Annotated in this window: 11 protein-coding genes and 1 tRNA gene; all 12 read right to left on the minus strand. The window is 58.2% G+C overall.

The window, feature by feature from the left end; genetic code table 11:
* Window positions 1-106: 106 nt before the first annotated feature.
* Window positions 107-1,291 carry a peptidase U34 gene (locus K1Y02_11180; protein MBX7256914.1) on the minus strand — a complete coding sequence of 395 codons (1,185 nt, stop codon included), beginning with the start codon at window positions 1,289-1,291 and terminating at the stop codon, window positions 107-109.
* Between the two features lie 88 nt (window positions 1,292-1,379).
* Complete coding sequence (locus tag K1Y02_11185; GenBank protein ID MBX7256915.1) at window positions 1,380-2,567, minus strand: amidohydrolase; 1,188 nt, start codon at window positions 2,565-2,567, stop codon at window positions 1,380-1,382.
* A gap of 53 nt (window positions 2,568-2,620) precedes the next feature.
* Window positions 2,621-6,268 (minus strand): hypothetical protein, encoded by a 3,648-nt coding sequence (locus K1Y02_11190; GenBank protein ID MBX7256916.1) that lies wholly within the window; start codon window positions 6,266-6,268, stop codon window positions 2,621-2,623.
* Window positions 6,269-7,222, minus strand: coding sequence for a carbohydrate kinase family protein (locus tag K1Y02_11195; GenBank protein ID MBX7256917.1), 954 nt, complete (start codon window positions 7,220-7,222; stop codon window positions 6,269-6,271). It lies immediately after the preceding gene.
* Between the two features lie 234 nt (window positions 7,223-7,456).
* Window positions 7,457-7,606: a hypothetical protein gene (locus tag K1Y02_11200; GenBank protein ID MBX7256918.1), complete on the minus strand. Its 150-nt coding sequence runs from the start codon at window positions 7,604-7,606 to the stop codon at window positions 7,457-7,459.
* A gap of 120 nt (window positions 7,607-7,726) precedes the next feature.
* Window positions 7,727-8,887 carry a methionine adenosyltransferase gene (gene metK / locus K1Y02_11205; protein ID MBX7256919.1) on the minus strand — a complete coding sequence of 387 codons (1,161 nt, stop codon included), beginning with the start codon at window positions 8,885-8,887 and terminating at the stop codon, window positions 7,727-7,729.
* A 96-nt stretch (window positions 8,888-8,983) separates the two neighbouring features.
* The gene (gene rplA, locus K1Y02_11210; GenBank protein ID MBX7256920.1) at window positions 8,984-9,697 is read right to left on the minus strand and encodes a 50S ribosomal protein L1; all 714 of its coding nucleotides are present in this window, start codon (window positions 9,695-9,697) and stop codon (window positions 8,984-8,986) included.
* 74 nt (window positions 9,698-9,771) lie between these two features.
* Entirely contained in the window at window positions 9,772-10,218 is a 447-nt protein-coding gene (gene rplK, locus K1Y02_11215) for a 50S ribosomal protein L11 (protein ID MBX7256921.1), read from the minus strand.
* A 51-nt stretch (window positions 10,219-10,269) separates the two neighbouring features.
* A complete protein-coding gene (gene nusG / locus K1Y02_11220; GenBank protein ID MBX7256922.1) occupies window positions 10,270-10,812 on the minus strand; it encodes a transcription termination/antitermination protein NusG in 543 nt (180 codons plus the stop codon).
* 116 nt (window positions 10,813-10,928) lie between these two features.
* The gene (secE, locus tag K1Y02_11225) at window positions 10,929-11,156 is read right to left on the minus strand and encodes a preprotein translocase subunit SecE (protein ID MBX7256923.1); all 228 of its coding nucleotides are present in this window, start codon (window positions 11,154-11,156) and stop codon (window positions 10,929-10,931) included.
* 58 nt (window positions 11,157-11,214) lie between these two features.
* Window positions 11,215-11,291 (minus strand) — tRNA-Trp (locus K1Y02_11230).
* 222 nt (window positions 11,292-11,513) lie between these two features.
* A partial coding sequence (gene tuf / locus K1Y02_11235; GenBank protein ID MBX7256924.1) for an elongation factor Tu occupies window positions 11,514-11,641 on the minus strand: 128 nt, incomplete at its 5' end.

Genomic DNA, 11,641 nt, shown 5'->3' on the forward strand with positions numbered 1-11,641 from the left:
GGTCAAGAATAAACCTCACTTCGGCTGACGTTTGGACGTCCACGCCAATTCGAGTGGCACGCCACACGAAGGCTAACACATCTGAGAGGCCAATCTAGGGGATGGCTTAGGAATGAAGTCCGGCCATGGCAGACCGCTTGGCCCAGTATTTTTGCACCCACGACGGGCGCCTGTCGGGTACCGCTTGGCTCCGTGTCGCCAGCGTCCACTTTTCCAACAGGGCATCGCCGACAGCAAACGCCTCTCTTGGCTCGGGGGGATTCTCAATCCAACCCGCCTCGATGGCGTTTCGTTCGGGGATGTAAAGATCTCGCAATGCCTCGGGGTTGCGAATAACGGCCCGGTGAAACCGCTCGTGTCGCCACCACAGTGAATCGTCGGCCTTTTCAGTGGGATTGCCCAAATCCATTGGATCCCCAACCTTGACCGGTTTGAACAGAGAAGTGCACGGCGCTGCAGTGGCCGTGACCCAGTGAGAGGAACCGGCCTTGCTAAGCTCGGATACCCACGAGGCGGTCGTCTGCGCGGTGTAGAGCATGCCACCGCCGTGCATGCAGATGCTTTGCATGGTCCCATGCATTCGGGAATACGCAGGGGTGGTCTGGCGAAAACCGTGGTCGCGGAGCGCGGCAAATAAATGCAGAGGGCCAAGTGTGCGTCCCCCCAAGGCGATCATCCGGTGACAGCGCACTCCCCCCCGCGAGAGTCGAGCGCGCAATCCGTCGGCGTGTTTGGCGGCAAATTCGGGAATGGTCAGAATATTGGAGATTGCGCGCAGACCCTGTACCTTCTCGATCGCGTATTCACGTCCCGCCGTTTCGAGCACAAATGCAGCCGACGGGTCTGCCACCATGAAACTGTTGTGGTAGGTAAATCCGGGCTTCTCCAATCCGCAACCGCCGCCTTGACCGTGGTCTCGAAGTAATTGGACGATCACCTCGCACGCGCGTTCCGCGCTATTGCTTCGTTCCAGGGCCAACCGGACGAGGTCCATTCCGGTCAATCCACTCTTTGCATACGGTTGCTTGGTAAAGACTGCCTCGTTTCCGATGGCCACGTGATGTTCGTTCACCCCCATCTCCGCGCCCCAAGTCCAAAAAGGCCGGCTCAGCACCACCGCGTGTGTCTCATCTGCCTGAGGTATTTCGATGTGAGTACACTTTATGCGGGCTCCTCTGTCATAGGAACGCCGCGGCTGCCAATCGAGAACTTGGGCTTCATTGGGGTCGCGGTCTGAGTTCTTTGCGAAGAAGACTCTGTCTTTCTTGACGATGGCTATGGTGTCGCACATATAACGCTTCTCTCCGCGAGGGTTTGCGCCCCAACGGCGCACCAACGTTTCGTTGCTTCGATATTTCGCCGGACCAGGCGGACACGCGTCAAGCTGGCGGGCTATCCAGATAGCGAAGGGCAATGTTCGACATTAACCGTACCGCGGGTGCGATGGCCTCATCGCTGAAGTTGTATCGGGGATTGTGCAGCGAGGGATAAGGTTCCGCGGGATTGGGATTCACGCCGAGCCAAATGAAAGTACCGGGAGTCTTCTGCAAATAGAACGCAAAGTCCTCGGCCCCCATGTACGGGTATGGCAAATCGATCACACCCTCCCTTCCAAGCACCGATTCCGCGATCTCGCGCACAAACGCCGTAGTCGCTTCATTGTTGTACAGGGGTGGATAGCGCGTCTCCGACACATACACTTCCGCTTCCGCGCGGTGCGCCTCCGCTGTCTTCTCCGCGATTCGCCGAATTGCGCGTTCGATGGTGTCTCGAACTTCGGATGTTAGGCTGCGGAACGTGCCTTCCAGCACAGCGCTGGCGGGAATGATGTTCGTCGCGCTGCCCGCATGGATCTTCGCGACGGTCACGACACCGGTATCCCAGGGGTTGAGTTCACGGCTGATGACTGACTGGAGAGCCGTCGTTATGTGGGCCGCCACGACGATGGGATCAACACCCGCCCCAGGATCGGCCCCGTGGCACGCTTTGCCCTTCACCGTGATCTTGAAAATGTCCGCTCCAGCCATGGTCCACCCGGAACGAAGTCCGATGCGGCCTGCGGGAATCGTCGGCCAACCGTGCAATGCAAACGACGCATCGACGTCATCGAGCACGCCTTCTTCGACAATGAATCGACCGCCCGCCGCTTCTTCTTCCGCAGGCTGAAATACGAATTTGACTGTGCCACGGATGGAATCGCGATGTTGCGCGAGAGTCTTCGCAACGCCGCAAAGGCATGCGGTATGACCATCGTGCCCGCACGCGTGCATGCGATTGGGTATCGTCGAGGCGTAGGGAAGGCCAGTTTCTTCCTGGATTTCCAGCGCGTCCATATCCGCGCGGAGCAACACCGTGCGGCCCTCGCCGCCGCGAAGCGTCGCGACAATTCCCGTTCCTTTGGCATAGCCACGTTCGTAGGGAACGCCCGCTTCGTCCAAGAATCGCGCCACGCGGTCAGACGTCCAGCGTTCCTCAAAGCGAATCTCGGGATGCTGATGAAGTTCGTGGCGAAGCGCAACGATTTCCGGAAGCACTCCGTCTACCGTTGCGTGCAGCGGTACGTGCATGAGGCACCTTTGAAAATGCCGCGGCCGCCGAAGCGGCCGCAGCGACAACTACCTTAGAATTTCAACCGTGTGCCGGGGAAGGCCGTTACGCTCAACTCGACGCCGACATCCCAGCCGGATTCGCGCTCGTTGAATTGGAACGCCCCTTCGACGCATTGCATCACACGGCGCACTTCGTACTTCTGGCGGCTCAAGTCGCCTTTCTCTAGGTCGAACACGTGTTCAAACCCGAGCGACCATTTTTCGTTCAGCTTATAACCTGCGCCGTACAGGACTTCGCGGTTGAACACTTCATCCTGGGTTTGCGTATACGCGAACCCGACTCTTCCATTGAATCGCCCGCTGAAGGGACGATCGTCGTAGTAGAAATACGCGAGCACACGCTCGTAATCGCCGTAGGATGCGTTGTACCGATCGACCGCTTCGGGATTCGCGCGCCGGTCCGTCAGCCGTTCGTAGAGTTGAATGACGGTACGCTGTACGACGAAAGGCTCATCCAGCTTGAAATCGATGTCGTCATTCACTGTGTGCGACTCGCCAACGGCCATGAAGCCCCACCACGGCCTGGGCCTGATCTCCAACTCCATCTCGTAGTCACTGCTTCTGGAGATTTCGTTCCAGAAGTCCGTGCCTTGATAGACAGACAGTCGAGCCACTTGCCAGGATTCCTGCGTCTCCGCATCACGGCCGAGGATTATGTTGTCGATCTTGCTCTCAAGACGACTGCGGCCGAACACGCGGTCATACGCGTCGAACTTGGGAGTCTCTTCGATACTCATAGTCGATTCGGGACTGTAGCTATAGGTCATCGATGGGACAATCAAGTGTTTGAACTCGGAGAATCCCCAACGCCCCGGGTAGTTCTTCTGGAAGCGCGTTTGGAGCGTCACACCCGCAGTCGACGTAAATCGGGAATCAGAACCGCCATCGTCACGCGTCTTGGAGTACCACGACCCTTCAAGTTCCAGGAACGGAGTGACGTTGAGATGATCCACCAACTCCAGGTCGTAGCTCAGACGCGCCACATTAATGGAACGGAAGGCGTTTTCGTCGTAAGGCTCTCGATTGTTGTATCCGTCGATGGTGTCGAAAGTCAGGTACAGACGATCGGCGATCTCACGCTCCAGAACATGGAACGATCCTTCCGGAAGGCGCTCCGTTTCCGTCGTGAAGCCGTTTGTGCGCGGACGCACGGTCGCAGTCGCGATGTACGTTGGCTGCGTATACGTCACGTTGGCGAAGGTTCGTGGATCGCTCCGGTCCTTGTACCGCTCATAGAAGAAGTCTTTGTAGAAGTCGCGGTCATACCACTGCTCCAATTGAAGGAGGAGCACCGTGTCAGGCGTCAACTCTTGGCGGTGATACCATTCGGTGTAGCCGCGATCCTTGGTCGTGTACAGGGTATGGAATTCGCCCTTCCCTCGATAGAGCGGGGAGGCGGGTGTCTCCATGTAGTCGTAGCTGCCATCAATGCCAACGCCGATTCCCTGCTTCTCGGTCGGCATGAGGCGCAGACCGAGCTTCAGGTCTGTCGTCACGGCGAATTGCTGGCCAACGTTTACGTAGTATCCCAGTTGCGCCTTGCGGCCACTGTCAAAATCGAATCCTACGGTTGGCGCATCACCCCCCGAGAAGGACCAGCGCGGCCAATAAATGGGCGTACGAACGCTGCCAATCTGGAGGTTCGCGCCGGTGCCGGTGATTTCATCGTTCTTGCCAAAGCTCGCCTTCTTGAGACGGACTTTGTAGTACTCATGGTCGCAGTCACACGTGGTCAGCCAGAGGTTTTCACCTTCCATGGCGTCTTGGCTCAAGATCGTAAGTTTCTCGCCACCAAACCTCACTTGGCCTGCATGACCTTCCACACCGGTGGCAACGCCGCTATTGGTGGTGAAGTCGTAGACAATGTGGTCGGCTTTCAGTTGGCGCGTGGGCTCGTTGATCTCGATGTTCTGCGCGTCGAGGCTACCTAACGACAGCATCTTACGGGCAAGACCCTGCTCCGTATCTTCTCCGGCTGGCGCTAGAGGTGGAGGAACTTCCAGTTTCTTGTTCACTGGAATCACGTACCGGATGTCGTCGGCGTATGCGGAGCTCTGCCCTTGAACGACTTCTACATTTCCATAGACGTGCAATTCGCCGGTCAATTTATCGTAGAACAAGTGGTCGGCCGCGAACTGCACGGTGTCCAGCGTCAGCCGAACATCTCCGTCCGCGACGATCTTCGTTCCATTGTCGATGGCATCAACCTTGCCAGCCTGAATGTCTTTCCACGGTTGCGTCCAATCTGGCGGCTCAAAACCTCCCGCAGAGGTTCCCAGGTTGATCCCGTCGGTCACCGCCTGGCCAAAGGTCTTGCCTTGCGAACCTTGGTCAAGCTGGGAAGGACTTGGCTTCCGGCTAAAGCTCTTGCCCTGTTCCTGCGGCTGTTCTGGTGCAGGCTGAGGCGTTATGCGACTCTTTCGCTCTTTGGGCGCCGCCGATTTCGATTCGCTGGACGCCGGTGCCGCGGCCTTCTCTTCTGCCTTCTTGGGTTCTTCGACGGGAGCGGGCGCTGGAGCAGCTTCAGCCACTTTCACAGGCTCTTCCGCTGGCTTGGCATCCTCTGCTTTGACTGGCGCTTCAGCGGGCTTTTCCTCAGCCTTCTTCTCGGTGGCCGGCGCAATTGCACCTTTGTTGCCTTCTGCGGCAGGGGCGGGTTTCTCTGCGGGCTCCGGCGTTTCGGCAGGCGCCGCTGCTGGTGCCGCGGCAGGTGCGGCCGTCTCAGCCGGGGCGGGCGCCGCCGCCACCTTCACCACCGCGGCTACGCCGCTGGTCAACCACTGGCGATTCTTGGGCGCGAGAACCACAACAACACCGTCGCGAGCGGCGACGATCCGGCCTTCGACAGATACCGACATCTTCTGCTGGGGGGCCAAGGTATCATCAAAAACCGCAACAGCGCCGTCGGTCATTACATAGACTTTCTTTCCATCGACCGCCATGTCATACACGGACAACGTCACGTCGTCTACGACTTTCGCGGCCTTGGCGTCGATGAGCGAAACGTGGCCTTTCGATCCCACCACAAAACGATCGCCGCTTAACGCATACACGGTGGATGCGCCTTCGGGCACGCTGACGATGGCTCCGGGTGTCTGAGCACCCCCCGAATACAACAGCAATGCCGATGGATTACGCGTTGCCACGCCCAAATATGTTTCCGACGCAGCCACGCCGCTGGGAACGCTGCTGACCCCGGTCAGCGTGATGGACTTGTCCGGCGATGACGCATCGATCAAGGTGACCGAGTCGCCGAAACTGTTGGCTACCGCAAAGCCGCCGCCTGGAAGCGCGGTAATGTCTGAAGCACCCTGCGTTTCGGATACCGTGGCATACGTCTCCATGGAATCCGTGTGAATCAACGAGACGGAGTTCGCCACACGGTTGACACAGGCGAGCACCTTGCCATCGGCGGATAGGGCTACGCTCGTGGGTCCTTCTTGTACGGTCGCACGCGCCGCGACATCGCCCGTCGACAGATCGATTTTGAGCACTTCATTCGTGTCGTGAGCGGAAACGTAGAGTAGGCCGTCGCCCAACGCCGCGCCGCGTAAGACGGCTTCAGCTGGATGAGGAGTAAAGGCTTCTTGGGCCGCCGCGTATCCAACCAACATGCACGCGGCTACCGCGCCTGCAATGGCCATCCGCAACCGTGTCATCTATACCCTTTCCGTGGCCAACGGCCCCGATTCCATGAACGCAAGGGTCTTATCCAGCGAATGAACACCTTCGGCCCCGCCCATTGCTTGAACGGTCAGGCCTCCGACTGCATTCGCCAGCCTCGCGCACTGCTGCAAACCCCACCCCTGCAAAAACCCATACAAAAAACCGCCGCAGGCGGCATCACCCGCCCCGGTGGTATCCACAACGTTCACCTGATGCGCCGGCAATTGAAACGACTCCAGCGAATCCTTCACAAACACGCCATCGCCTCCAAGCTTGATTAGCGCAATCTTCGCTCCATGCTCCAGATAGAAATCGGCTATGGCCTCCGGTGTCTGCGCACCGGTATACATACGCGCCTCTTCCAGGCTCGACATGACTATATCCAAATGCGGCAGGGCATATTCAATCCGGGCATACCACTTGCCTTGCCCGTCGTAGCATGTATCCATGGATGTCGTCAAGCCCAATCCCTTGGCTCGCTTCAAAATCCGGCCAATCGGCTCTCCATCCAGCCCGGCAGTGACGGCGGGACCACCCCAATGCAGGTGCCTGCCTTGCCGCACAAAATCAAAATCGACGTCGTCTTCGGTCAAGAGCGCGCTGCATCCAGGATGATGCAGGAATGTCCGCTCACCGTCTTTGCTGATTAGCACAACCGTCGCGGGAGTGCCCGCCTCAGAAGTGCGAAGGACTTTATCGGTGCACACCCCGTGCCGCTGAAGGTCTCCGAGGATGTAATCGCCAAAACCGTCTTCGCCGAGCTTTCCAACAAACGCCGTGCGCACCCCCAGCCGCGAAAGTACCGTTGCGGTGACTCCCGCCAGTCCCCCCAGGTGGATTTCGAGGTTGGGCACAAGCGATAACTTTCCCCGCTCCGGAAACGCGTCAACCGGGCGCACCATTACATCCGCGCAGGATAAGCCCAGCGACACAACATCTAGTTCCATTACTCAACCCTTCCGCAAAATGACTCGATTCCCACCTACAAGCACGAGTATAACACGGTGCGAAAACCGGGGCAAAAATACAGACTTTCCCGGGCGGATTCTCCATTCAGTTTCCGAACTTCCCCTCGGCTCCTCGCAACCGGTCATTTTCGAAATTCGTTACTTTTCCCAGATAAAACAACGGCCCCGGGCGATTGCAGCGCAACAGCCCGGGGCATCAGGTGATCTACAATTCTAGTTGTACGCGTTCAGCAACGGCATGGTGATGGGCTGACTGGGCCGCAGTAGAAGGCGCGCGTTGTCTTTGCAGATGACAAGCCACGGCTTCTGCGAATCGGAGCGCCCGTCGTCGTTCATGTCTCGAGCCGTCAGAAAACAGCTCATCGTTCGTTTTCTCCCTCGTATTCACCTGCCGGTTGCGGCAGTGCCCACCGCCCACGCGACTAGCCCCCCATCATGGATTCTGGCGTCACGCGGGTCTACCCCTTTAAGACTGCTTCCGGACTAGAGGCCCGCCTTCTTGCGAAGCGCATCGGCCTGATCGGTCTCTTCCCAACGGAACCCTTGGTCTTCCCGCCCGAAGTGTCCGTACGCGACGGTCTTGCGAAAGATGGGTTTGCGAAGGTCAAGCGTCTTGATGATGCTGGCCGGACGGCAGTCGAAATGCTCCAGAAGAATCTTTCCGATCTTTTCGTCGTCGATCTTACCGGTACCAAACGACGTTACGTTGATCGACACCGGTTGAGCCACGCCGATGGCATACGCAAGCTGAACCTCGCACCGGTCGGCGATGCCCGCCGCCACGACGTTCTTTGCAATATAACGCGCCATGTAAGCCGCAGAGCGATCTACCTTGGACGGATCCTTGCCGCTGAACGCACCGCCGCCATGACGACCCATGCCGCCATAGGTATCAACAATAATCTTGCGGCCTGTAAGCCCACTATCGCCGACGGGACCACCGACTACAAAACGGCCGGTTGGATTGATGTGGTATTTCACTTCGCCGTTCACGAGATTCTTCGGAACGATAGGATTGATGACCTGTTCGATCAGTTGCTTGCGGATTTCTTCCTGCGTGACGCTCGCGGAGTGCTGGTTCGAGATGACGATGGTATCGACGCGGACAGGTTTGTCGTCGACATACTCGATGGTCACCTGAGTCTTGCCATCCGGCTGCAACCACGGCAAGGCCTTGCTGCGGCGCAGTTCGGACATACGGCGTCCAAGCTTGTGCGCCAGCGAAATAGGCAACGGCATCAGTTCCGGCGTCTCGTTCGAGGCATAGCCAAACATCATGCCCTGGTCGCCGGCCCCCTGCTCGTGCGTGTCCGTCTCATTGACGCCCATGGCGATATCGGGAGACTGCTTGTCCAAGTTCACCAGCACCGCGCACGTGTGGCCGTCGAATTGCGAGTCACCGCCGACATACCCGATGTCCACAATTGCCTGACGGACAACCGCGGGAATGTCCACGACTGCCTTCGAAGTGATTTCGCCAGCAACCACGCACAGACCGGTGTTGACCAGCGTTTCGCAGGCCACGCGGCTCATGGGATCCTGCTCGATCATGGCATCCAACACGGCGTCAGAAACGGCATCGGCTACCTTATCGGGATGCCCTTCGGTTACCGATTCCGACGTGAATAGAATTCGCCTGCTCATGCGTTGCTACGCTCCACTGTTACCCTGGAATTGCGCATCTCACCCCTGTGCTGGGACGCGGCCTACCGGGAATTGTGCTGTTTAGGAGGGCCCTGACTAGGCGCCCTTCATGGACGACGCCAACGAGGCCGCATCCAAACGGAAACCGGGCCCCATTGTGCTGCTCATCGTGCAAGACTTCAGATACTGCCCTTTGCACGCAGACGGCTTTGCCTTCAGTACCGCTTGAATTACCGCCGAGGCATTTTCTTCCACCTGTTGCGCGGTGAACGATGCCTTGCCGACGGGGATATGCATGTTCGCGTTCTTGTCGACGCGGAAGTCGATCTTACCCTTCTTGATTTCCTTGACGGCGTCGCCGACTTTCGGGGTTACCGTGCCGGCCTTCGGGCTGGGCATCAAACCGCGCGGACCCAGAATCTTACCGAGCTTACCGACGTCGCCCATCATGTCCGGAGCGGCCACCGCGACGTCGAAATCCGTCCAGCCGCCTTGCACTTTGGCGACGAGGTCTTCCGCACCCGCTTCCTGCGCGCCCGCGTCCAACGCGGCTTTCTGTTGCTCGGCTTGCTTGCAGAATACGACCACGCGGACCGGTTTGCCGGTACCGTGGGGCAAGGAGACTGTACCGCGCACCATTTGATCGGCGTGACGGGGGTCGACTCCCAGGAAAAAGGCCAGTTCGACCGTTTCGTCGAACTTAGCCGTGGCACATTCTTTCATGCCTGCAGCCGCCTCGGCCAAGGTGTAGGTCGTCTTTTCGCCGAGCTTGCTCTTGAGGGCGGTCACCCGCTTGCTTTGCTTCGCCATCGTCTCAATCCTCCTGTGGTGCGAACGGGCTTTTGGCCCTCCCACATTCAATTGCGTTACGTCAACCGCAGAGATTACGCCTCTACGGTAATGCCCATGCTGCGCGCCGTGCCCATGACCATGCGCATGGCCGCTTCGACACTCGCCGCGTTCAAATCTTCCTTCTTCAGCTCCGCAATTTCTTTCACTTGCGCCTTTGTCACGGTCCCAACCTTGTTCTTGTTGGGTTCGCCGGACGCCTTCGCAAGCTTGGCGGCGCGCTTCAGAAGCACGGCCGCGGGCGGGCTCTTCGTGATGAACGTGAACGAACGATCTTCGAACACGCTGATAACGACCGGAATGATCAACCCCTGCTGATCCTTCGTCCGATCGTTGAACTGCTTGCAGAATTCCATAATCTGCACGCCGTGTTGGCCCAACGCCGGCCCAACTGGCGGCGCGGGCGTAGCACTTCCGGCAGGACACTGCAGCTTCACCTGCGCAACTAAATTCCTGCCTTTACCTTTTGCTGGCTTGCCCATGACTTTGCTCCGTGCACCTCTACGGGATGCGGCCTGTGACGGCCCGTTCCGCTACATCTTCTCTACTTGCCAAAACTCGACTTCGACACTCGTAAGCCGCTCGAAAATCTCTACCATCACCTTCAACGTACCGCGCTCATGGTTGATGTCCGCGATATTGCCCATGAAATTCGAGAACGGCCCATCAATAATCTTGACGCGCTCGCTCGACTCGAATTTCACTTTCGGCTTCGGACGCTCGCGCTCACCGCGGATCTCTTCGATGATTGCCTGAACTTCACCGTCGTCCAGCGGCGTCGGCTGTGTCCGCGAACCGATGAATCCGCTGACACCCGGCGTCTCTTTGATCATATGCCACAATTCGGGATTGCGCTCCGGATGCACCGGCAACTGCACCAATACGTATCCCGGGAAGAACTTGCGGCGCGAGATCTTCTTCTCGCCGGACTTGATTTCCGCAACCTCTTCCATCGGCACTAAAATGTCGCCTATAAGGTCTTTCAGGCCGCCTTGCTCCGCATGGATCAGGAGATTCTTCTTGACGTTCGCCTCCTGGCCCGAATACGCATGCACGGCATACCAACGGCGCTTGATTCCATCGTCCTTAACGACGGGCGCCTTCTCGCTTTCTTCGCCGCCTTCCGCCGCTTCCGCGACCTCCGGTTCGGCGTTCTCGCCGGCCATTTCTTCGCTCGTCACCATGCGACTCCCTAAACCAGCCAGATCAAGAGTTGGATAAATTTCAGGAACACAAAATCGTATATTCCTACAACCACCCCAAGGAGAATCAGGGTGCAAAGCACGATCGTCGTGTTGGACTTCAGCTCGGCCTTCGTCGGCCACGCCACTTTGCCCAACTCCGTCACCACTTCCTGATAGAACTCGCGGACACGCGTCACCAAACTCGGCTTAGCCACGGCGGCAATCTGTTTAGCCATGGGACTCCTTCTTACACGCGTCTAGGGGCTGCACTGTGCAGCGGTTGCAAACTATGAATGGCAGGGCTGGAGGGACTCGAACCCCCAACCTTGGGCTTTGGAGGCCCCTGCTCTAGCCAATTGAGCTACAGCCCTGCGGAAAAGACACTCCACAAAACAGGATGGCGAACTGACACACTTTCCGCTGGCTTGCTCTATCGTTCCACACCCACACACAACCGGCCCCAAACAGAATACTCCCTGTCAAGGTAGCTGCGCGGGTGGATTGGCCAAATGGCTGCCGAATGCGACAAGTACCGGAAAGCCGTACAATCCTACCAACCTACGGATTCAATTTCAATCTGGACGCCGCACGTACTATTCGATGATTTTCGTGACGACGCCCGCGCCGACCGTACGGCCGCCTTCGCGTACCGCGAAGCGCAGGTTCTCGTTCATGGCGATCGGCGTAATCAGTTCCGCCGTGATGCGAATGTTGTCGCCCG

The organism is Candidatus Hydrogenedentota bacterium (assembly GCA_019695095.1).
In the GTDB taxonomy this organism is placed as follows: Bacteria; Hydrogenedentota; Hydrogenedentia; order Hydrogenedentales; family SLHB01; genus JAIBAQ01.

Excerpts from the sequence above, each read along its gene's own strand:
- K1Y02_11180 (MBX7256914.1), bottom strand. The coding sequence starts at position 1,291 with ATGTGCGACACCATAGCCATCGTCAAGAAAGACAGAGTCTTCTTCGCA.
- K1Y02_11185 (MBX7256915.1), bottom strand. The coding sequence starts at position 2,567 with ATGCACGTACCGCTGCACGCAACGGTAGACGGAGTGCTTCCGGAAATC.
- K1Y02_11190 (MBX7256916.1), bottom strand. The coding sequence starts at position 6,268 with ATGACACGGTTGCGGATGGCCATTGCAGGCGCGGTAGCCGCGTGCATG.
- K1Y02_11195 (MBX7256917.1), bottom strand. The coding sequence starts at position 7,222 with ATGGAACTAGATGTTGTGTCGCTGGGCTTATCCTGCGCGGATGTAATG.
- K1Y02_11200 (MBX7256918.1), bottom strand. The coding sequence starts at position 7,606 with ATGAGCTGTTTTCTGACGGCTCGAGACATGAACGACGACGGGCGCTCC.
- metK (MBX7256919.1), bottom strand. The coding sequence starts at position 8,887 with ATGAGCAGGCGAATTCTATTCACGTCGGAATCGGTAACCGAAGGGCAT.
- rplA (MBX7256920.1), bottom strand. The coding sequence starts at position 9,697 with ATGGCGAAGCAAAGCAAGCGGGTGACCGCCCTCAAGAGCAAGCTCGGC.
- rplK (MBX7256921.1), bottom strand. The coding sequence starts at position 10,218 with ATGGGCAAGCCAGCAAAAGGTAAAGGCAGGAATTTAGTTGCGCAGGTG.
- secE (MBX7256923.1), bottom strand. The coding sequence starts at position 11,156 with ATGGCTAAACAGATTGCCGCCGTGGCTAAGCCGAGTTTGGTGACGCGT.